The organism is Microcystis viridis FACHB-1342 (assembly GCF_014698335.1).
Taxonomy (GTDB): Bacteria; Cyanobacteriota; Cyanobacteriia; order Cyanobacteriales; family Microcystaceae; genus Microcystis; species Microcystis ichthyoblabe_A.
This window is the reverse complement of record NZ_JACJSV010000024.1, coordinates 1-21763: the sequence shown is the minus strand read 5'-3', so window position 1 is coordinate 21763 and position 21763 is coordinate 1. Positions and strand designations below refer to the sequence as shown.

Below are 21763 nucleotides of genomic sequence, written 5' to 3'. Positions count from 1 at the left end.
AAAGCTTAAAAATTGCTAAAAGCCTCTTTTTTTAGGGTTGAATTCGGTTTTTAGGGACAGCCTCAGCTAATTGACCTAGACTCTAGCAGGTTGACCCATAAAATTGACACCAGATCAAAGCCAAGAAATGCCAATTTAAACAGAGCTAATCTCAGAAAAACTGGAGTCAAAAACCGATAACTTAACAATTTCCTAAGGGACAAACTAAGAATTTAATCTAATTGATGTCCCGTCAGTTCCACAAAGATATCTTCGAGGTTGGAAGGGCGACACATTACTCCAGTTTTATCGCTCAAAGTGTCGAGATAGGCATTAGCATCAGCCACGGTGGGGAAAAATTTATAATCGATTTTATCGCCAACTTGTTTGATAACTAAACCCTCGCCATACTTACTACGAAAATCCGTTAGAGTTCCTAATTCGATTAATTTGCCCGCATCCATAATGCCAATTCTGCCCGGTTTTCCTGCGGCGTTATCCTGACAGAGAAATTCCACTTCTTCCATGTAGTGAGTGGTTAACAAAATTGTCATTCCTTGCTGGTTTAAATCGCGAATTACTTCCCACAAACGACGACGATTTTGGGGGTCTAAACCGACAGTTGGTTCATCGAGAAAGAGGATTTTTGGTTCGTGAAGAAGAGCGCGAGCAATCTGTAAACGTCGTTTCATCCCACCGGAAAGAGTTTTGGCAAGGGCAGATTTTCGATCGCTTAAACTGACATAATCTAAATAGCGATCAATTAATTCTTGTCTCTGGGGATTGGGGATATGGTGCATCCGGCCGTGAAATTCCATATTTTCCCAGACGGTTAATTCCCCATCAACGCTAATCTGTTGTAAGACTACCCCAATATTTTTCTTCACCTGATCGCGGTATTTTTTCACATCATACCCCGCCACTTCGATTTCTCCTTGACTTGCTTCGGTTAGAGTGATAATCATGCGGATTGTCGTCGATTTTCCCGCACCGTTGGGACCGAGTAAACCAAAGATTTCCCCTTTTTCGATAGCAAAGGAAAGCTCGTTAACTACCGGGAGATTATTATAGATTTTAGAAACGCGATCGAGAGCAATAGCGGCGGTCATAGTTACAAAAGTTAATATTCTAGCTATGGATTAGTGTAACCGAATTAGCCCAACTCGACGGCGATTTTATCCTTCCCCCTCGGGATCGTCCTATCGACTTTGGTTTTATCTCATCACAATCAGATTAGAATGCAGATAAAAAATCTTGACTTTGCTGCTATCAGATGCGAGTTTTTCTGCCAATTCTCTGTTTATGTCTAGGAATAGGGGAATTTTTCCTCAATCCCCCCATTAGTCCCGTCAATTCCTTTCCCGCAACCACGGTAACTCGAACGGAAACCCGTTTGCTGCTGAATTTAAAAAAAAGACGAGTTTTTGTTTACCAAGGACAGAAAATAATCGCTTCTTACCCAGTGGCGATCGGTCGTCCGGGTTGGGAAACCCCGACGGGACAATTTAGGGTGATTCAGATGGTGCGGGAACCAGTCTGGGAACATCCTTTCACCGGTCAACTGGTGCCATCGGGAAAAAACAACCCCTTAGGGGCCCGTTGGATTGGATTTTGGACTGATGGCGCGAATTTTATCGGTTTTCACGGTACACCCCAAGAAAATCTCATCGGCCGGGCCGTCTCCCACGGTTGCGTCAGGATGCGCGATCGAGATATAAAAGCTTTATTTGAAAAGGTAAAAATCGGCACTTCGGTGATAGTAATCGCTCAATAGAAACAATGGGAAAAAATGTCACATTTACCAACACTTTACCCGATGATGTCGAGAGAGCCGTCTTAACCAGCAATTTAGATAGTCAACAGTTTAAAATGAGAGAAACTGAGCCAAGAGGATAATCGGTGAATATTATTGAACTAATTGGGATCGTGGCGGGAATATTAACCACTGTCTCCTTTTTACCCCAAGTGATTAAAACTTGGCGTTATCGTTCGGCTAAGGACTTGTCCTTAACTATGTTTATTTGCTTTTGTCTGGGGGTTTTTCTTTGGCTCATCTACGGCCTTTATATGAACAGTAAACCGATTATTATTGCTAATTTTGTTACTTTTATCTTAGCGGGGACAATTCTCTATTTTAAGATTAAATATGATTAAAATAACTGACAATCCCTTGCGGCCTTATTGGCTCACGTCATGACAATTCTACAATTTATTGCGCCATCTAGGGGCGCGGATAGGATTTTTAGGTTAATTTATTGTTAAGATGATCATCTTTGACCATTGAGACCAAATTTGGGGTCAAGAAACATGAGCGATCGCATCGAGTGGATTAATGCCCTGTCAACCCGTCCCTCCCTAGAAGCGGCGGTGACGGAAGTAGTGGAAAAAGTGCAAGATAAGTTAGTCGGATCGGCAGATCTAGCCATAATTTTTATTTCTTCTGCCTATGCCAGCGACTATCCCCGTTTAGTTCCCTTAATCTTGGATAAACTCCCCGTTCCTGTCCTGATCGGCTGCGGTGGGGCGGGGATTGTCGGTATGGGTGACAGGGAAAAAGCGCGAGAAATCGAAGCGAGTCCGGCTTTAAGTCTCACCGTCGCCCATTTGCCTAATGTGGAAGTGCAGCCCTTCTATATCGAAGCGGCGGAAATGCCCGATCTCGACAGTTCCCCCTCTAGTTGGACAGAATTATTAGGGGTAGAAGCGGCCAAAAATCCCCAATTTATCCTTTTAGCCGATCCTTTTTCCAGTCGCATCAATGACCTGTTAGAGGGTTTGGATTTTGCCTACCCCGGTTCGGCCAAAATCGGCGGTTTAGTCAGTGGTGGCATGATCGAACGTTCTGGGGGTCTATTCTACCACGATCAACAAAAACCGCGTAATAGCTATCTCTATCGTCAGGGAACCGTAGGAATCGCCCTTTCTGGCAATATTATCGTCGAAACTATCGTCGCCCAGGGTTGTCGTCCCATTGGACCGATTTATCAGGTGAGTGAGGGAGAACGCAATATTATCATCTCCATGACCAGTAAAGAGGCCGATGGGACTCCGCAACCACCTTTAAATCTACTGCGGGATTTAATCCCCTCCTTAAGGGAAAAAGACCGAGAATTAGTGCAAAACTCCCTTTTTATCGGTATTGCTAGGGATGAGTTTAAAATGCAGTTGCGGGCTGGGGATTTCTTAATTCGCAGTGTTTTGGGAGTAGATCCTCGACAAGGTGCGATCGCAATTGGCGATCGAGTTCGTCCGGGGCAGCGGGTACAATTTCACCTGCGCGATGCCGACACTTCCGCCCTAGATTTAGAATTACTTTTGCAAGCTTTTCCCCAAGAAAGACCTAATAGTTCAGAGGTACTAGGGGCTTTAATCTTTTCCTGTCTCGGTCGCGGGGAAAATCTCTACGAAAAACCGGACTTTGATTCGGGTCTTTTTCAGCGTTATTTCGCCAATGTTCCCCTCGCCGGTTTCTTTGGCAATGGAGAAATCGGGCCGGTGGCCGGTCGCACTTTTTTACACGGTTATACCTCGGCCTTTGCCCTCTTTCGTCAGGGAATTTAATGTTATACTAAATAGTTAGTACGCTAGGGAGTAGAACGATGGTAAAAGCCCAATCTTTCTCTGACTCGGAGATTATCTATGCCGATAGTGATGGTAAACCGATGGCCGATAATACCAAACAGTTTCGCTGGATTGTGACGATTAAGGAAAATCTCGAATGTTTATTCGCAGACAATGACAATGTGTTTATCGCTGGCGATCTGTTGTGGTATCCGGTCGAGGGGGATAATAAAATCTGTCAAGCGCCGGATGCTATGGTGGTGTTTGGCAGACCCAAGGGCGATCGAGGTTCCTATAAGCAATGGTTAGAAAACCAGATTGCGCCGCAGGTAGTCTTTGAAATTCTCTCTCCGGGCAACACTAAAGCGGAAATGCGCCGAAAATGGCAATTTTATCAGCGTTTTGGCGTAGAAGAATATTATCTCTACGATCCCGATGCTAATTATCTACAGGGTTGGTGGCGCAGGGGTGATCAATTGGAGATGATTGCCGCGATCGATAATTGGCAGAGTCCGCTTCTACAGATTCGTTTTCAACTGGAGAGTCCCCAGTTAGCTATTTTTTATCCCGATGGCTCCCGGTTTTTGACCACCCTAGAAATCAAGCAAAAAGCGGAATTAGCCGAACAACGAGCTAGGACTGCCGAACAGCAAGCCCAACAGGAACGACAACGGGCCCGGGAAGCTGAGGCAAAATTAGCCCGCCTAGAGTCGCAATTACGGGCAATGGGGATTAATCTGGAGGAAAGCTAACGAGGGGCGGGAAGGACGGGATTTAACCAGTGGAGAATCTCATCTTTGAGACGGGAATTATCCCGGGCAAGTCCCTGTTTTAACCATTGGCCGATCGCATCGAGGGGAGTAAATACTTCTCCGGTTTGCCAACTGACATCTTGACCCAAGGGAGTGAGATGATTACCCGGGAGAGTTCGCAGGGCAATTAAATCATTAAAGCGTTTTTTTAGCAGGGGATTTAATACCAGAGATTGATCGATCGTGTCGTCTTGAAAACGGATTAAAAGATTGCGACGAATGGCATAATCTTGGAAAATTAACTCGTTTGTTTCTTCGGGGGAAGGGGTAAATTCGAGGTTAAAAGTGGTGTCAATTTGCAAAGGTTCGATGAAGGGAATAGCCCGACGAATCGGATAATTATTAAAGGAAATGAGGATATTTCCCTCCCGTTCCACTTCGTAGAGACTACCGATTAATAAATGTAGTTTACACCCCATACTGTGACCCAATCCGTAGATGGGGAGATAACCTTGGCGCAGACTATGATTCCAGCGCAGACGTTCAATAATATTATCAAAACGGTTTAAAACTGTGCGGGCGATCGATTTGTGATCGAGGGTATTAACAAAGGGAGTAGCGACAATAGCGTATCCTGAATTCCCAAGACTTTCTAATAACCAACGATAGGTAATATTCGGTGCCGCCGCCACAAATGCCCCACCTAAAAAGTGAATGATACCCCGGGGACGACGGGGGAGAAAAACCCAATTACCTGCTATTTCTTGCCAATTCATAATTAGTTATCAGTGAATTAATAACTTCTTAGTCACTCACTAAATAAATACCACTTCCTATTATACTAAATCCTGTTGAAAAGGGATAGGAGATTAGCCAGAGATTAGCGACACTGGATAAGGATAACTGCTTACCCAAATCATCAAAGATCGGGATGAATAGTTCTAGGCTAGTTTTTTCTTAATAAAAGCCACTAATTGAGACATTTGTTTTTTGATAGTTTCCATTTCTGTTTGCATTTGGGCAATTTGGCCATGGAGATTCTGAATATCAGTGCTATAATCCCCGGAGAGTTCCTCTAGTTTCGGGTTGGAAACTGTTGGTTTGGCAGAATACTGTTTTGCCTTGGCCATCGCTTCTTTAATCGCCTGTAGCAATTGTTTTTGGTCGAAAGGCTTTTCAATAAAGGCAAAATATTGGAAAGGTTCGGGTATTTTCTCTACTACCTCCTCTTTCCTTCCTGACATTAACACTAGGGGAATACTTTTGAGATTATCTTCGCTTTGGATTTGCTGAAACACCTCCCAACCGCTCATTTTTGGGAGAAGGAAGTCCAAAATAATCAAATTTGGGTTTTCGGTACGAATGAGATTATAGCCCTCTAATCCGTCTTTAGCTTCGAGGAATTCAAAGTTACCCTCTGGTAACATATCGCGAACGCGCATCCTAATCACTTTACTGTCATCGATAACGAGAATTTTATGATTTGACACGATAGACACCTGAGAAAAGAGACAATGGATAAACTCGATGATTCGAGGGGATATTGGCGAAAACTTTCGGCATAGGCATTGAGAATTCCCAAAAAACCCTTAGAAACTAAGATACACCATAAAGAAAAAACCTCGGTTAATGTCCGAGGCTGCTGTTGTAGGAGAACTCAATGCAAAACAAAAGGAAGATACCAAAACCAAAAAGGTTTTGAACGGTAAATCACCTTTGTTGTCCCATTGTAACCCCTGTTTAAGCGTATCGGGATGAAGTAGCACTTTTCAGGGCTAAATAACCTAAACCGAGACATAAAAGCGCATTTATGCCCAAAAATGCCTGAGCGATCCTACCAGAACCTAACCAGACCAGAGTAGGATCGATAACGGCACTGATACCTAAACTCACCGCCATGGCTAAAGATACCCCCACCGCTAACCATTTTGCCTGGGGATGACCCAAAAGTAGAGCAATCAGGACAAAGGGCAGGATAACACTGGCAAAAAGCGGATTAAGGGCAGAACTTCCCTGAATAACGCCTCCTAGGTCGGAAAGAGAACTCCCCATCACTCGGAAAGGCCATTGGGGTAAATCGAAGATATAAAGACCTCTGAGGAAAAATAAGCCAGAACTGCCAAAAATTAGACCAGCATTCAAAAATCCGTTCCAGGGGAAGGGAAAATAATTTCTCAGCCACCAAGCAAGCAGATAAGAACCCAACACCATAGCCATTTTGGGCAAAACCGCCACCGCACCGCCATCAATCCAGAAACGGGGATTGAGATAACCGTTATCGCGCAACCAACGCCAAAAATCTTGGAAAGTAATCTGTCCTTTCAGGGCCAATTGTACGGCACTGCCCGCGTCTAATTGTCCGGCCCCAAAATGATTAAAGGGATCATCATTGATCTTACGGGCTGACTGTTGCAAAACCTCTAAAACTGCATTGGGTTCTTTAATTCCCGCAGCCTTGATTAAAGCTACCACCCCGGCAACGTGAGGGGCTGCCATGCTGGTTCCCTGAAAACCGAGGAACGCCGGTTCCCCTCCCTTAGCCGGATCGATGGTTTCTTGGATAATTTTACCCGTATCGGAGCCGCCTGGGGCAGCAATATCGATTCCAGCCCCGAAATTAGAATAGGGGGCTTTATTTCCGGAGGCATCTACCGCAGAAACGCCGATAACGTGGGGAAAACGGGCAGGATAGGCGGCGGAATTATCATCGGCATTACCGGCAGCGGCGACGATTACCACACCTTTACTATAGGCATATTCGATCGCCTCTTTCATTACTTGGGTTTCGCCTCCACCCCCTAAACTCATATTGATGACATCGGCTTTATTATCGACAGCAAAACGGATCGCTTCGGCAATATCGCCCACGGTTCCCCCACCCGTCCCGGAAAGCACCTTGAGGGGCATAATTTTGGCTTTGTAGGCGATGCCGGCTACCCCGTAGTTATTATTGGTCGATTGGGCAATTGTTCCCGCTACATGGGTTCCGTGACCGTTATCGTCCTCGGCATTGCTGCGATCATTGACGAAGTCGTAGCCTTCGACAAACTCGGTTTCTCGCAGATCGGGGACTTTTGATACACCTGTATCAATAACGGCGACGGTGATCCCCTCACCGTGATTTTCTTCCCAAGCGCGTTCGATGTTAATTCCCCGCAGGTTCCACTGTTTGCTATAGTCGGGGTCATTGGGGGCGATAAAAGCATGATATATATAATCTGGTTCGATCGATTCAGTGTATTTTTTTAGCTCGGAATTGCGGAGAGTTTTCAGGAGTTTGCTATCTCCATCGATAATGTAAAGATGTTCATCGATGGAAAAAATACTATTTAAACTGGTGGTTTTTCCCGCTTTTTTATTGACAGTATTTAACTGCTCATCGAGGACGTTGACCGGTATATCGTCCTTAAAGTCGATTAAAATTGATTGATATTCGCCCCGATTTGCTAATCCAGTAAAGTGAAAGAGCGCAAATCCTAGACCGATAACGAATAGGGTTAACAATAAAATTTTTTTCATAGATTTCCTAAGAATTGATCATTGCCAGCCAAGGTTTTTTTAGTTTCGATGAGAGAATCCGAGGGAAGTTCCCCTATTTTTGTCGCAGTTAAAGATAGGACTAACCAGTTACAAAAAAGTCACCTGTTGTTTATTTTAAGCTCGATCGCCGATCGCTGTTAATTGCCGACTGGCAAAAATAGCTTCGTAGTGGCGATAATGTTTAAATTCGAGGAGATTATAGAAAGGATCCTCTAGAAAAAAGGTTTTATGTTCGGTTATCTCCCCATTAAAGCGAGTTTTTGGTTCTAGATAAAATTTTAGTTGATTGACTCGTGCTTTTTCGAGAAGATTGTCCCAATCCCTGGCATCTGGCAGAATTAGACCAAAATGGCGAGGATAAATGCTATTTTGGGGAGTAAGAGGCATTTCGGTGACGTGAGCGACTACCTGATGACCATAGAAATTTAAGATTATCGCTTTCTCGGTTTCCCTTCCTGCTAAACAACCTAAACCATCACAGTAAAAGCTTTTAGCTGTGGACACATCGGTAATCGGAATAGCGAGATGAAAAATTGCAGGTTGATTCATGGCGATCGAGTTTATCCGCATTCTACTAGGTTCTATTGTAGCGATCGAGGGGCGACCCTTCCGGGAATTTTTTTTTAATTGGCAATTACCTAGAATTGGCCCGATAAATCTCAAGATATCAAAAAGTGCTGGCTTTTGCAGTAATCGGGGGAGAAAATTAGGCACTTTTTCCCTGAAAATTAGGTAATTGACCCCCTGAAAATGGGTAAAACCCCACACCCCACACCCCACCTAAAGACTTTGTGCGATTCTAAAACCAGCGTGTTGATAAAAATTCCGGCGAAACCAATTGCGATAGTAGGGTAGGATTTCTGTGCCGTTAGTCACCCAAGCTCCTCCTAACATCATTTTATGTTGACTATTAAAGAAAGGAGTGGAATTGTCAGCATAGAGGTAATGGGGTTGAAAGTCAGTTAAGGGATTAAAATCATCTTCTAGCCATTCCCAGACGTTACCGCGTAAGTCATAAATTTCTGAGTTATTGCCCGTATTTTTTAACATTCCTACGGGAGTGGGAGAACAGAATTTTAAATTGAGGTTATAGTCATCAAAGTTATCGTTTTCTAGGGTATAACATCGATTTTTTTGACTGCCATAGGTGGCTAAATTCCACTCAGCTTCCGTCATTAAACGTATTCCTTGACCTTGAAAACGACAGTAGGCGATCGCTTCATAATAGTTAACTTCTACTGGCCAATCAAGAGGTAAATCGAGAGCATCAAACATGGATCGATATTGATAATTTCCTCCCTCATCTACCAGCCAAAATTTAGGATATTTGACTCGATAATGATTTTTCCATTGCCAAGCTTCCTCATCCCAATAACTGGGATTTTCGTAGCCACCATTATGGACAAATTCTTTAAATTCTCCGTTGGTAATCATATATTTACTCACCAGAAAATTGTTAACTTGAACTTGACGATAACCATACTCGTTGTCCCAACCATAAACAGGAGAATCCTGGGGTTTACCAATTTCTACTATTCCCCCAGAAACCTCCACCATTTGATTAGGACTAGCTTGACCAAAAGAAGGGGCATAATGCCAACCGGAAGGACGTTGCAGACAGTCTAACGGCAGTTGTCTGAGTAACATTGAAGATGTTTCAAAGTGAACACGCTGATGCTCAATTCCCATCATTAATGACCAGAGAGAATGCTGCGGATGAATAGGAAGATTGAGGGGGATATTTTTAATTATTTCGACCACAATTTCATAGACTTGTTGCCGATATTCCCAAACTTTATCCACCCTAGTCCACTGAATCTGAGCGATAGCAGAGTTTAATTCTGCGGGAGTTGCCGGATCTACTCCCACTCCAAACAATGATTCGTAGTCAGAATTAGGGCTTTTTTTTAATAGGTTAACCATCTGCAATTTATTCAGATAAAAAGCGGCAGCATGACCTAAATAAAAGATGAGGGGATTTCTTAAATCGTCAGGGTTACAATAAAAAGCTTCTTCTTTGATGATGCTTTTTAACAGCATATCTTCTAATTGCCAAGCATTTTCAAAATAGTCCAGTATATTTTCTCGACTACAGTTACTTAGAGAGATAGGAGCCTGTGCTTGAATCTTTTCCATGTTTTTGTGCCTCTATTACTGATGATAATGTTTTCGTTAATTACAGGGATAACTGACAGAGAATTAACCCAAATAAATTTTCAGGATCGGTGAAAACCTTGAGCGGGTTTAATCCCTTTGATTCTAGGTCTTTTTGCATAGTTTCTAGGTTAAATTTACGCGAGATTTCTGTTAAAATACTCTCCGATGCTTGAAAATTAACTGTTAAATCGAGTTTTTTGAGATGAACAGGGTGAGTTTTTTGACAAATTAAATACATTTCAATTTGAGATTTATCTTGATTATAGATAGCTTGATGACTAAATAAATCAAGGTTAAAATCAGCTTGAAAACGCCAATTTAAATGGGAAAGCATATTTAAATTAAAAGCGGCTGTCACCCCTTGAGCATCATTATAAGCGGCTTCTAATATTGCCGACGGTTTTTGGAGATCAATCCCCAATAAAAAATAATCTCCAGCTTTTAAGACAGTGCCAATTTTTCCTAAAAATTTATCACATTCAGCCGCAGAAAAATTACCGATCGAACTTCCCAAGAAAAAAATCATTCTAGTATTATCGGAAGCATTTTGATAATAAGCTAAGGCCTGTTCATAGGTTCCAATTAACCCCTGAATCGGTAAATTAGGATATTCTTTTTGTAATTCTATGGCACTAGCTTGGAGAATAGTTTCACTAACATCGATAGGTACATATTTAGAGGATTTTTGTTGCCGATAATAAGCGTCCAATAACAGACGAGTTTTAGTGGAACTACCACTACCTAATTCTATCAATTCGCAGGGACCTGTATAGGCGACAATTTCTTGAGCATATTCTTGGAGAATAGCCGCTTCTGTCCTAGTGGGATAGTATTCTGGCAATTGACAGATTTCTTCAAAAAGTTGGGAACCTTGCCGATCATAAAAATATTTAGATGGTAAACTTTTGGGGGTTTTAGTTAATCCTTCAATCACATCTTTTCCCTGATCTTTAGCTATATTTTTACCGGTGGCAGCGGTGGCTAAATACTCAATTTGTAATAGTTCTTGTTTAGATGGTTTAAGCTGCATAGATTCTCCAGATTATTCTCCAGTTTTTTGATTGTTCTCGATCGATGCCGGGGACGAAATCCACTTTGACAGCTTGAATGCTGGCAGAGATTATCGTTCCCCGGTAATTTTACCATAAAACGCCGCAAAATTTACCTCTTGTCTATCTAGACAAGGTTTGTGGAAGGTAAATAAAAGCTGTTAAATCCATCGAGATGGGTGCTGATATTATCCAAGCAAAATTACCCGTTCAATTAATCAGTAAAAATTGCATTTCCTCTAAGCTAAGATTTTCTTGGATATAGCGAGGATTAAGGGGATGATAAGGACTAGCAAGACGATCTATCTTAATAATTGTCGCCGTTTCAGGAATGATCGGAATATCGGGATCGTAGGGGGTGCTGCGAGTAAGAGAACTAGAAAAACCCTTAAAAATAGAGATTTCTTCCTCCTCCCCATCCACAGCAATAGTCACTAATAAAACCTCGTGGGGATTTTTGAGGGTGTATTGTTCGAGTTGTTGACCAATATTCATAGAAAAATGGCTAATTATCGATAGCTAAAGACTTACTGTTGTAAAGCTGAACGTCCCTGTTTGCCAAGGCGAATAAGAAGAAAATGGGCAAAATAGAGAGTATAAAAAGAGAGACCAACCAAACCAAAAAAGCCCAAAACATTAGCGGTAGCTTCTGAATGAAAAATCTCGCGAAACTGCCAGGGTGCTTCTTGCCAAACCTGACAATAGGGAGAATTTAGCAATTCCCCTGACATAGCACAGGAGAGAAAAGGTAAGGTAGAAATCGCGCCCAGAGGAGAATAGATAGTTACTGCCCAACGCCAAGCAGTGGTGACAAATTTAATCGGACTAGCGGGTAAATCTTTAATTTCATCGTTAATATCCACCCAAAACCAGAGGGAAATCGGGATTAAAATCTTAGCTAAAAAACTGGTGACAAAACCAATCGGCCAGGAAGCAATCATTAAATATACAGTAATTAATAAAAGACTAGCCACTCGCCAATAGATAATCAACAATTTCTGTAATGATTCGATTTTTGCAAATAAAGACCAAATCAACAAAATTGCCGGAATAATCACCGTAAATAGGACGGCTAAACGATAATCTATCCAAACGAGAGGACGAAACCAAAGTTGATTCATAAACTATTCAGACATAATTACACTGTCAACATTTTACTGTCTTCGGACGCAGCAGCTAAAATCGGCCACAGCTTGACCAACAAACAAGAAAACGAGGGGCGATCTCTTTATAGTTGAGATCGCCCTAAAGCTAGGATTCTACTGTGAGGAGAGAAAAAACCGCTGCCCGACTCCATTAATCGTCATAAACGCGACACTCGGCCGCATCGGGATTATCATCACAATACTTTTCGAAGTAGGTTTTTTGGGGGTGGTCTTGACGTTGGTGAGCTGCTTCTGCTTGTAATTCTTCCACCGCATCCCAAGCGGCGGCACATTCACCAGAGGTAGCACCTTCCGTACTACAGACGGCTCTGGCATTTTCTAGCTCTTCTTGAATTTTGTCTTGGATATTGCTCATGATTCCTCTGGAATTGATCTATTGACACTCTAACAATTATACAGTCACCTTCTCAAACCACAGGATCGGTTATCCCACTCGATCGCCCTTCCTGTGCTATGAAGCCGATCCTAGCGCAATTGTTGGGGAATTTAAGATCAAGATTTCCTGACTAGGCCAATTTTTAGCCCAGATTTCGCACTGGAGAAACGCCACAGGGATTTCTCCCCGGGATAGACAGCGAGCAGAAGCATATACTGACTTATTTAGGCCGTCTTACCCCAAATCCGTTTTTAATAGTGTGATTAACTGCCAAGTTATCGATTGTTTTTCCCCGCTCTGGCACTCACCTACTCTCCCATCCCTTTTACACAGGATTTAGTATCATTCTAGGGACTAGGGGAAAAAGACTGTTTTGCTGGCAATAGTCAGCATTCCTGTCACCAAAATGCCGACAATGCTAAGGAATCCAATGGTGGTAATGTTGACTCGTGCGTTGAGATCGTCAACCCGCTTTTCTAGTCGCGTAACTTTGGCATCTAAGGCCTTAATATCCCCTTTAATTTCTCCTAAACTGTTTTTGATCGCCTTCTGTCCATTTTCTAGGTTTGTCAGTCGGGACTCGATCGCTGTCAGTCGGGATTCGATCGCTTTCTGTCCGCTAACGATTAAATCTTCTAACCTTTTCAGATCATTCTCGGTAACTGCTGTCATCAGTGACAATCCTCTTAAAGTTGAATTTTTCCCCAGTCTCCTATCAATACTCTATCAATATTTTCTCGGTCGAGCATTTCTACTCTAGAATAAAAGATATTGCAATCCCTGTTAGGGAATTTATTAGAAACTTGAGGTATGTAAATGTGACATAATCACAGTATGGAATAAGTACCTAAGCAAAATTAATTACACATATCTAACCACCTCTTGCCTCTTGCCTCTTGCCTCTTGCCTCTTGCCTCTTGCCTATCTTCACTAGGAAATTAATTTTGCACGACTACTTATGAATATCATTGACGCTTTAAATCTCAAAAACCCCCAAGATTACCCTTCTAGAGAAGCTTATCAGCAAGACGTTGTCAAAGCGGTACAGGTATTGATGCGTCTAGGTATTATGGATAGTCCCTCGGCCGATTTAACCGCTTCCCTAGACTCTATCCTTGAGAAATTACAAGAGGATGAACTGGCTATCTACGGTAGAAAACGCAGTAAACAAGAAATTATCGCCGATTTAAAGCAAGTTAATAGTGAAATTGTTGAACTCGAGCGAGAAATAGCCGACTTAGAATGGCAAATTGCCCTCAAAAAAGCTGAAATATCTGTTAATGAGGCATCTTAGGGTTTTTTATCTTGATTCTGGTTCGGTTTCTCCAAACTGAGCGTAATAATCATCCGCACTAATAAACTTCATCGTGAGTCCCAATTGACTCCAAAAGAATTGCCTGTTTCTGCTCATATTCAACGAATTTAAAGACAATTCTTAAATCATAGCCCATACTACAAGCATAAGAGTCTTTAAGCTCCCCTTTTAATTTGTGTGTTCTTAATCGAGGTTGAAATGGATCTACGGATAATAAAGCTAAAGTTTCTTGGATATTTTGAACTAAAAAAGCCTGTTTTTTCACAACTTTTCGAGCATTTATAATAAGTATATTCGAGCGTAATAAAACAAAATTCACGAAAGGATTTCCTCCATGATTTGTTCAGGTGTCATGGGTTGACATTGACCTTGTGCAAATTCTTGTTGAGCTTCTTGAACATCTCTAAACAACTCTGTTCTTTTTTGATCTCGAAGACGATTCTGTAAAATATGAATGAGATTTTCTTGATCTTCAAGGGGAAGTTGCTCGGCTGCTTCTAGAATCTCTGCAAAGGTTGTTTGTATTGCCATTTTCTTAAGGGGCGATCGCTTAAACTATCTAGAATTTACAATCAAGGCTAAAAATGATGTTGGGTTTCGTTGCGAGTACCCAACCCGGGAGATTGGTGATCGCACTAAGTTAAATTAGGTTGAGGTCTATTGAATTGTTTGCTCAACTTCAACAATATCAAAAGCTGGAGCCACATAATAATCTATGTGTCCAGGCTTAACATCAAACCAAACAGATAAAGTTAAAATTTGTTTCCCATTGGGAGAAATAAAGGTAGCACTACATAATCTGTTTCCACAAATAATTTCAGGCCAACCTGGTACATAATCTGGAACAATACTTGGTTTTGGCTTCCAACCTAAATTGAGAATTTCTTGACGATATTCACCATAGGGAGATAAACCCTTAGTGGGGACTAGCTGTGCCTTAACCGCCTCTCCCCACAAGAAAACCCCAAAAAATAATATCCCGATATTTAACTTAATACTCATTATCCTTATTCAGCGAGAGTTACCGCATAACCATTCATTATATGGACATTTTTTGTCTAGTCAACTATTTATAACTAACTATATTATGCCCAAGCTTATATATACAATCAATATATACATAACCTATATGTATAATACATACATAACGAACGCCTGTTCCCCAGTTTTAAGAAGTGCCTAGGAGACAATTCATACTCTTTCAAGTCAGGAGATAGGAGATGGGGGAATGGGGAGATAGGGAAGTGGGGAAATTTCAACTAATACTCCAAAACCTCAAAACCCCAAAACCTCAACTATCTGTTTTTTTACTTTATTACTTCCCTCAAATGTCCTTGTTCAATTTTCCAGTGACGGTCAGCAATAGGCAATAATTCCCCAGCATCGTGACTAACTACTAATAAAGTCCAGTTTTGTTTGAGACTAGCGAGAAGTTTAGCCAATTGACGACGCATCGACCAATCTAAACCGGCCGTAGGTTCATCGAGAAGTAACAGATTAGGCTGCCGGATTAACTGAACAGCGAGGGATAAACGACGCTGTTGACCTCCACTAAGATTGTGGGGAGAAGTATCCAGGGGAATGTTTTCTAATCCTACCTCCTTTAAGGCCGCCGTCAGGCGATCGCTTTTAATCTCCGGATGACCGAGACGCAACTCCTCAAGGATGGTTTTACCGCAAAAATGACGTTCAGGAAACTGAAAAACGATTCCTCCTAATTGTTGCAGGTGCAGCACCGTTAATTCTTGGTCGCGCCAGTGAATCGTCCCTGCCGTTTTATCGGCAAAGCCTGCTAAAATTTCCAAAAGAGTCGTTTTTCCGGAACCACTGGGCCCGACAATCAGACCTAATTCTTGGGATGCTAATTCGAGATTAATCCCCTGTAAAATGGGATTGAGGGCAGCGGGAGGATGATAAACCACATCTTTGAGATAAAGCATTGACAGGAAAATAACTGGAAATTAAGTCTAGAAACCCGTTTCTATTGTGACAGATTTTTTCATTCGCTCAAGGAGACTTTTGACCATGGTGCTGAGGTTAGGTTTAACGAAAAAAATGGCGATCGGTGCTTCGCTGGCTGTTATGGTAGTGGTTAACTGGATTAGTCCAGGGTTAGCTGGAGATCCTTTCCGCAAAACCAATCCCCGACCGATTGGTGATAAGACCGAGGCCGCTTTTAACGCTATTTTTAAACAAGGTAATTATCTAGAGGCAAAAAAATTAATTGTTGAGGCCACAGAAAAGGAACCCCAAGAACCTTTGTCCCATGCTATGCGTGCCTCTCTTGCTTTTACCGACCAGGATTGGAACACCCTCAAAACCTACTCCGAGAAAACTAAGGCAGCGGCCAAACAAATGCAGGACAGTGACCCTTTAAGGGGAAATTTGTATCTCGCGGTGGGGAGTTTTTTGGAGGGAACCTACGTTTTTCAAACCGAAGGAGCAGTATCGGCCATCCCCAGATTACAACAGGTGTTTCAGTATTTGGAAACCGCAGAAAAGGTTAATCCTACGGATCCGGAATTGAACCTGTTAAAGGGTTATATGGATTTGATTTTAGCGGTTAATTTGCCCTTTTCTAGTCCTCAAGAGGCAATTCAACGGCTAGAAACCTATGGGAGTCCTGATTACTTGGTCGATCGAGGTATCGCTCTAGCTTACCGGGATTTAAAGCAGTATGATCAGGCTTTGCGGTTTATCGATAACGCTCTGAAAGCGACCCCCGAGAATCCGGAATTAATGTATCTGAAGGGTCAAATCCTGAGAATTCAAGGCAATACGGATAAAAATACTGGCTCTTTGAAACTGGCACTAGATTACTTTAATAATGCCCTGAAAAAACAGGAACAACTCCCCGAATCGGTCAAAAAACAGTTAAATCGCGAACACCGTAAGGTACAGGAGGAGATTAAATCCCTAGAAAACACAGCTAGTCGTTAAAAAACGTCTAAAAATAGTCAATATTTGGGCTTTTTATCGGTTATCAGCTTCTGAAGGCAAAAGGCAAGAGGCAAAAGGCAAATTTTGCCAAAACAGAAAATCCCCTCTTATGTTATATAAAGTAAAGGATTATTAAGCTTCGCGGAAGTTTATTAATTAAAGTTAAAAATATATTGACAAAAAAATTGGCTTGTGGTATAGAGCAGAATTTGGCTAAACCTCCTAGCTGATTTATTGTCAAGGGTTCACCTAAGTGTAATTGGAGATTTCATGACGGCAACGACGGATAAATTGCATGGGGAGTTGATCACCTCGATCGAGCCAGACTTTAAACTGAAAGATATTATTCAAAGCATTCCCAAAGAATATTTCCAGAAAGACCCGCTTAAAGCTTGGTTTGGTGTAATTACGAATATTTTGGCGGTCATTGCCGGTTATGCAATGCTAGTTTATTCTCCCTGGTATTTACTGCCTTTAGCTTGGATTTTCACGGGTACAGCTTTAACGGGATTCTTTGTGATCGCCCATGATGGCGGTCATCGGTCTTTTTCTAATCGACCCTGGGTTAATGATCTTGTCGGTCATATTTTCCTTTTACCCCTTATCTATCCCTTCCACTGCTGGCGTTTCCTCCATGATCGCCATCATGCTAAAACTAACATGGTAACGATAGATAATGCTTGGGATCCGTGGGAATTAGAAGCTTTTAACTCGGCCAATCCCCTAGTGCGTCTCTTTTATCGCGGCATTCGCGGACGTTTCTGGTGGCTCGGTTCGATCGCCCACTGGGCTATTCTACACTTCAATATCGAACAATTCAAGGAGAACGAACGGGAAAAAGCCCGCTTTTCGATGATTGTCGTCCTAGTTTTTGCCGCTATTTTTTTCCCAACCCTCATTTTCTACACTGGTGTCTGGGGATTGGTTAAATTTTGGGTGGTACCTTGGTTTGTCTATCATTTTTGGATGAGTACCTTTACCCTTGTCCATCACACAGACCCCGATATTCAATTTTTCCATCCTGAAGACTGGAATCAAGCTTTAGCGCAACTAGAAGGAACAGTTCACTGTAGCTATCCCCGTTGGGTAGAAATTCTCTGTCACGATATTAATGTCCATATCCCCCATCATATCTCGACGGCGATTCCTTCCTATAACCTCCGCAAAGTTCACGCTAGTCTCCAAGAAAATTGGGGTAGTCACCTGAAAGAAACCCAGTTTTCTTGGGCATTAATGAAGCGAATCGTTGATTATTGCCATATTTTCGACTCCGAAACCGCCTACAAAACCTTTAAGGAAAGCCGCGGTTAAATCAGTGATCAGTGATCAGTTATCAGTGGGTAAGTTATCAGCTATCAGATTTGAGTTTTAAGTGACAGTATTAAATCGAAGTTTCCTTGTCTTTTTACTGATTGCTGATTATTGATCACTGAAAAAAGATTACCAGCAACCGCGTTTACCATTGGGCATAACTGTTAACCAATTGGTTTTTGCCATAGCGATTTGTTCTCGAGTTACTTGGGCATCAGAGAGATTAGCCCCGCAAAGATTAGCATCTTTGAGATTAGCGTAGCGAAGACGGGCGCAGGTGAGATTAGCCCCGCGTAAATCGGACTCTTCCAGGTCTGCATAACCGAGATAGGCATTATCTAAATTGGCATTTTTGAGAATCGCTTGACTGAGATTGGCCCGGCCCAGATCCGCATGGGACAGATCCGCCCCTTGTAAATTAGTTCCTGTTAATTTGCATTGAAAGAAAATTACCCGCAAAAGTTGTACTTTAGACAGATTGAGATTCGATAATTCCTCCTGGGCGAAATTGCGCCGGCCGTTATTGTAAGCATAGAGAATCGCTTTTTCATCTAAGCGGCGTTTTCTCTTCGGTAAGGTTATATCTGGGCTGCTGTGGTCTTTGTTTTTCGGCAGTATATTTGTATTAGTTATTGAAAAGGCCATCTGCGCCCCCGGCAGATTATCTGGAGAGGTTTCTGGATTTTTATTTTTGGAGCGAAATTTAGAGTTGAGAGAGCTAGAAACGGAGGAAGTGGCTATTTGACCTGAATCTTGTGGTGGTTTCGGGGAAGTAACCATTGGAGCCGCGATTAAACTTTGGGCTAGACTATCGGCATAAGCGGTCATGTCTAAAGCATCCATTACCTCTTGGGCGGATTTGTAGCGATGACGGATGGAGACTTGCAGCATTGTTTTCAGGACTTTAGCAAACTGAGGACTCACCTTGACTAATTTTTCCCAGAGTAATTCACCTGTATTGACATCAACTTCGATAGTCTTAGGAGATATGCCCGTGAGTAGATAGATACAGGTAACTCCCACGGCATAGATATCACTGGCATAGACCGGACGCATGGCCATCTGTTCGGGAGGGGCATAACCTTGGGTACCCACGGCAAAATTAGTCAAAGCGTCTTGAGAATTGACATTGGCAATAACAGTGTTAACTTGATTTTTGACAGCCCCAAAGTCAATCAGAACCAATTTTCGATCCGTGTGCCGGAGAATTAGGTTAGCGGGTTTGATATCCCGATGAATTACCCTTTGTTTGTGGATATATTTCAAAATCGGCAAAAGTTCACTTAAAACTTGTTTGACTCCCGCTTCGCTAAACGGGCCACGTTTTTTTACCTCTTGGTAGAGGTTATGACCTTTAACGTATTCCTGAACTAGATAAAACTGTTGATTATCTTCAAAATAGTCCAATAATCGGGGAACCTGCGGATGAACCCCCAGTTTTCCTAGGGTTTCCGCTTCTCGCTCAAAAAGTTCCTTGGACATCTTAAAAACATTAGCATCATCAGTGCAAGGTCGCAGTTGTTTGACCACACATAGGGGGGTACCTGGTAGGGACAAATCCGATGAGGCAAAGGTTGCCCCAAACCCTCCTTTCCCTAAAATGCCTAGAATTCGATAGCGGTTGTGGAGAAGAAGTTTTGAACCGCAACTCTCGCAGATTAACGCTGTTGCGGCGTTTTTCGGTTGAGGACAGTCGGGATTAAGACAGTAGGTCATATAGAGTCACCAGTTGACCGATACTTTTTTGCTAAGAAAGTTCAACAATGCACCCTCAGAGATTCTCCTCAAGAGGAGGTATCTCCCAAAGTCCAAAACCAGAGATCTGAGACATTCAAAGCGCCTGTAACGCTTTTTTGTGTCATTGCTTAGTTAACGCAGGGGCAACTTATCAAGATGGAGTTTGCTTGTTAACTGGGATTTTTTCCTTAACTCTTTTAGCTTACCACAGATTTTAAAATTGGCTACCTCTGCTAATTGTCAACTAATCTTAGCTTTTCTTGATAATTCAACACCCCTAATCACTTTTTCCCTTTCATCAAAGCAGCCCGGGCCTGTTCGCGGTCATCGAAATGGATTTTTTCCGTCCCCAAAATTTGATAATCTTCGTGACCTTTACCCGCAATAATTACTCCGTCTCCCGGTTGTGCTGCTTGAATAGCCGTGTCAATGGCCAAAGCGCGATCGCTAATTACCTGAACAGTAATTTCTGGGGGAATGCCAGCGATAATATCCTCAAGGATTCGTTCGGGAGCTTCTGTGCGGGGATTATCGGAGGTAACTATGGCTAAATCTGCTAATTCTGCCGCTATTTTCCCCATTAACGGCCGTTTTGTCCGATCTCGATCGCCGCCACAACCAAAAACACAAATCATCCGACCAGAAATAAAGGGACGTGTTGCTTTTAAAACATTCTCTAAACTGTCGGGAGTATGGGCATAATCGACAATGACGCTGATATCTTGGTCGGGAGCGATGCTAACCCGTTCCATCCGCCCCGGTACTCCTGAAAACTGGGGAATTTGACCGATTACTGTCTCTAAATCTACACCACATTCTAACACTGCCGCCACCGCCGCTAAGAGGTTAGCTAGATTATATTGACCCACCAGAGGAGAAGCAAAGGCTATTTCCCCTTGGGGAGTCACCATCACCCCTTCCACTCCCGTGGGTTGATAGTGTAAATCCTTAGTATAAAAATCGGCACGAGCATCGCACACACTATAGGTTAAAACCTGTTGAGGAGAGAGGGAGGCCGCTAAACGTTGACCGTAGGCATCATCAAGGTTAATAATCGCCTTACCTTGCAGATAATCGGGACTAAATAATTTAGCTTTAGCGGCAAAATAATCCTCCATGTCGAGGTGATAATCGAGATGGTCCCGGGTGAGATTGGTAAACACCGTCACAGGAAAAGTACAACCCTGTACCCGTCCCTGATCCAGTGCATGGGAACTAACTTCCATGACGGCGATTTCATTGCCGGCGCTCACTGCTTTGGCTAAACTCGCTTGTAACTCGTTAGCGAAAGGGGTGGTATGATTAGCAGTTTCTTGGAATCCTTGCCAACGGGTATAAAGAGTCCCGAATAACGCGGTGGGAATCCCTGCTTGGCTGAGAAAATATTCAATTAGATGGGTGGTGGTGGTTTTGCCGTTGGTTCCCGTCACACCGATTAATTTTAGGGTAAGGGCCGGATAATGATAGAATTTAGCAGCGATCGCGGCAGTGGCAGTAACTAAATCTGCCACAACGATTACGCAAGCATCCTCCGGGGGGGGAAATTTAGCTGCGGCTGCTGGGGAGATAAGCGCCGCTAGGGCCCCGCTTTCCAAAGCGGAACGCCAAAATTCCCCCCCATCGACGCGAGTACCGGGTAAACCGATAAATAAATCTCCCGGTTGACAAGCATGGGAATTAGTAGAAATTCCTGTAATCTCGGTAATAGAAGCGATAGGAGAAGAAATCGGGGAAACCAGAGGGATAGTTGTTAAAAGCTCTTGTAGTTTCATAGTCAGGATTGAATCTAGGGATTGCTGCTTTTAGATTAGCCGATTATCAAAGAGGTTCCTAGGCCGAAGTGGGGGTGTGGGGTGTGGGGTGTGGGGTGTGGGGTGTGG

Annotated in this window: 24 protein-coding genes; 7 read left to right on the top strand and 17 right to left on the bottom strand. The window is 42.7% G+C overall.

All coding sequences use genetic code 11. The features are described from left to right. Positions 1-212: 212 nt before the first annotated feature. A complete protein-coding gene (locus H6G40_RS09905; RefSeq protein ID WP_002740012.1) occupies positions 213-1088 on the bottom strand; it encodes an ABC transporter ATP-binding protein in 876 nt (291 codons plus the stop codon). Positions 1089-1252: 164 nt separating this feature from the next. Between H6G40_RS09905 and H6G40_RS09900 the strand changes: the two genes are divergently transcribed. From H6G40_RS09900 to H6G40_RS09885, 4 genes are all read left to right on the top strand, one after another. Then, positions 1253-1753, top strand: coding sequence for a L,D-transpeptidase (locus H6G40_RS09900; protein ID WP_002740021.1), 501 nt, complete (start codon positions 1253-1255; stop codon positions 1751-1753). Between the two features lie 125 nt (positions 1754-1878). After that, positions 1879-2133 (top strand): SemiSWEET transporter, encoded by a 255-nt coding sequence (locus H6G40_RS09895; protein WP_002739519.1) that lies wholly within the window; start codon positions 1879-1881, stop codon positions 2131-2133. Between the two features lie 153 nt (positions 2134-2286). Further along, entirely contained in the window at positions 2287-3540 is a 1254-nt protein-coding gene (locus H6G40_RS09890; RefSeq protein ID WP_002740060.1) for an FIST signal transduction protein, read from the top strand. Between the two features lie 38 nt (positions 3541-3578). Further along, a complete protein-coding gene (locus tag H6G40_RS09885) occupies positions 3579-4292 on the top strand; it encodes a Uma2 family endonuclease (RefSeq protein WP_190537594.1) in 714 nt (237 codons plus the stop codon). Here the strand turns inward: H6G40_RS09885 and H6G40_RS09880 are convergent. The 10 genes from H6G40_RS09880 to H6G40_RS09835 form a co-directional block, all read right to left on the bottom strand. Further along, the gene (locus tag H6G40_RS09880; RefSeq protein WP_002739518.1) at positions 4289-5068 is read right to left on the bottom strand and encodes a DUF1350 family protein; all 780 of its coding nucleotides are present in this window, start codon (positions 5066-5068) and stop codon (positions 4289-4291) included. The genes H6G40_RS09885 and H6G40_RS09880 overlap by 4 nt on opposite strands. A 165-nt stretch (positions 5069-5233) precedes the next feature. Next, positions 5234-5782, bottom strand: a complete 549-nt coding sequence (locus tag H6G40_RS09875; protein WP_002793002.1) for a response regulator — start codon at positions 5780-5782, stop codon at positions 5234-5236. Between the two features lie 250 nt (positions 5783-6032). Then, positions 6033-7811 (bottom strand): S8 family peptidase, encoded by a 1779-nt coding sequence (locus H6G40_RS09870; RefSeq protein ID WP_002740233.1) that lies wholly within the window; start codon positions 7809-7811, stop codon positions 6033-6035. Between the two features lie 135 nt (positions 7812-7946). Then, positions 7947-8381, bottom strand: a complete 435-nt coding sequence (locus tag H6G40_RS09865; protein ID WP_002740177.1) for a VOC family protein — start codon at positions 8379-8381, stop codon at positions 7947-7949. Between the two features lie 231 nt (positions 8382-8612). Then, positions 8613-9968, bottom strand: coding sequence for a 5-histidylcysteine sulfoxide synthase (gene ovoA, locus H6G40_RS09860; RefSeq protein WP_069475394.1), 1356 nt, complete (start codon positions 9966-9968; stop codon positions 8613-8615). Between the two features lie 40 nt (positions 9969-10008). Then, complete coding sequence (egtD, locus tag H6G40_RS09855) at positions 10009-11019, bottom strand: L-histidine N(alpha)-methyltransferase (protein WP_002739524.1); 1011 nt, start codon at positions 11017-11019, stop codon at positions 10009-10011. 229 nt (positions 11020-11248) lie between these two features. Next, positions 11249-11533, bottom strand: a complete 285-nt coding sequence (locus H6G40_RS09850; protein WP_002739558.1) for a DUF7734 family protein — start codon at positions 11531-11533, stop codon at positions 11249-11251. A 32-nt stretch (positions 11534-11565) separates the two neighbouring features. Beyond that, positions 11566-12159: a DUF3177 family protein gene (locus H6G40_RS09845; RefSeq protein WP_002740183.1), complete on the bottom strand. Its 594-nt coding sequence runs from the start codon at positions 12157-12159 to the stop codon at positions 11566-11568. Positions 12160-12334: 175 nt separating this feature from the next. Continuing rightward, positions 12335-12559, bottom strand: a complete 225-nt coding sequence (locus tag H6G40_RS09840; protein WP_002739926.1) for a Calvin cycle protein CP12 — start codon at positions 12557-12559, stop codon at positions 12335-12337. A gap of 375 nt (positions 12560-12934) precedes the next feature. Next, positions 12935-13252, bottom strand: a complete 318-nt coding sequence (locus H6G40_RS09835) for a hypothetical protein (protein WP_002740179.1) — start codon at positions 13250-13252, stop codon at positions 12935-12937. 286 nt (positions 13253-13538) lie between these two features. Between H6G40_RS09835 and H6G40_RS09830 the strand changes: the two genes are divergently transcribed. Next, positions 13539-13874, top strand: coding sequence for a hypothetical protein (locus H6G40_RS09830; protein WP_002740066.1), 336 nt, complete (start codon positions 13539-13541; stop codon positions 13872-13874). Positions 13875-13932: 58 nt separating this feature from the next. Here the strand turns inward: H6G40_RS09830 and H6G40_RS09825 are convergent, their stop codons facing one another. The 4 genes from H6G40_RS09825 to H6G40_RS09810 form a co-directional block, all read right to left on the bottom strand. Then, positions 13933-14214 (bottom strand): type II toxin-antitoxin system RelE/ParE family toxin, encoded by a 282-nt coding sequence (locus H6G40_RS09825; RefSeq protein ID WP_002776663.1) that lies wholly within the window; start codon positions 14212-14214, stop codon positions 13933-13935. Beyond that, complete coding sequence (locus H6G40_RS09820; RefSeq protein WP_002739613.1) at positions 14211-14426, bottom strand: hypothetical protein; 216 nt, start codon at positions 14424-14426, stop codon at positions 14211-14213. Before H6G40_RS09820 ends, H6G40_RS09825 begins: the two co-directional genes overlap by 4 nt. A gap of 126 nt (positions 14427-14552) precedes the next feature. Then, a complete protein-coding gene (locus H6G40_RS09815; protein WP_002739681.1) occupies positions 14553-14897 on the bottom strand; it encodes a hypothetical protein in 345 nt (114 codons plus the stop codon). Positions 14898-15202: 305 nt separating this feature from the next. Further along, positions 15203-15835, bottom strand: coding sequence for an ABC transporter ATP-binding protein (locus H6G40_RS09810; protein ID WP_002739514.1), 633 nt, complete (start codon positions 15833-15835; stop codon positions 15203-15205). 85 nt (positions 15836-15920) lie between these two features. Between H6G40_RS09810 and H6G40_RS09805 the strand changes: the two genes are divergently transcribed. Both H6G40_RS09805 and H6G40_RS09800 read left to right on the top strand, forming a co-directional pair. Then, on the top strand, positions 15921-16835 hold the full coding sequence (locus H6G40_RS09805; protein WP_002739989.1) for a Sll0314/Alr1548 family TPR repeat-containing protein: 915 nt from the start codon (positions 15921-15923) through the stop codon (positions 16833-16835). A 270-nt stretch (positions 16836-17105) separates the two neighbouring features. Next, entirely contained in the window at positions 17106-18146 is a 1041-nt protein-coding gene (locus H6G40_RS09800) for a fatty acid desaturase (RefSeq protein WP_002739807.1), read from the top strand. 129 nt (positions 18147-18275) lie between these two features. Here the strand turns inward: H6G40_RS09800 and H6G40_RS09795 are convergent, their stop codons facing one another. Together H6G40_RS09795 and H6G40_RS09790 are read right to left on the bottom strand one after the other, a co-directional pair. Then, positions 18276-19862 (bottom strand): serine/threonine-protein kinase, encoded by a 1587-nt coding sequence (locus H6G40_RS09795; protein WP_069475391.1) that lies wholly within the window; start codon positions 19860-19862, stop codon positions 18276-18278. Positions 19863-20164: 302 nt separating this feature from the next. Then, positions 20165-21655: a UDP-N-acetylmuramoyl-L-alanyl-D-glutamate--2,6-diaminopimelate ligase gene (locus H6G40_RS09790; RefSeq protein WP_002739837.1), complete on the bottom strand. Its 1491-nt coding sequence runs from the start codon at positions 21653-21655 to the stop codon at positions 20165-20167. Between the last annotated feature and the right edge of the window lie 108 nt (positions 21656-21763).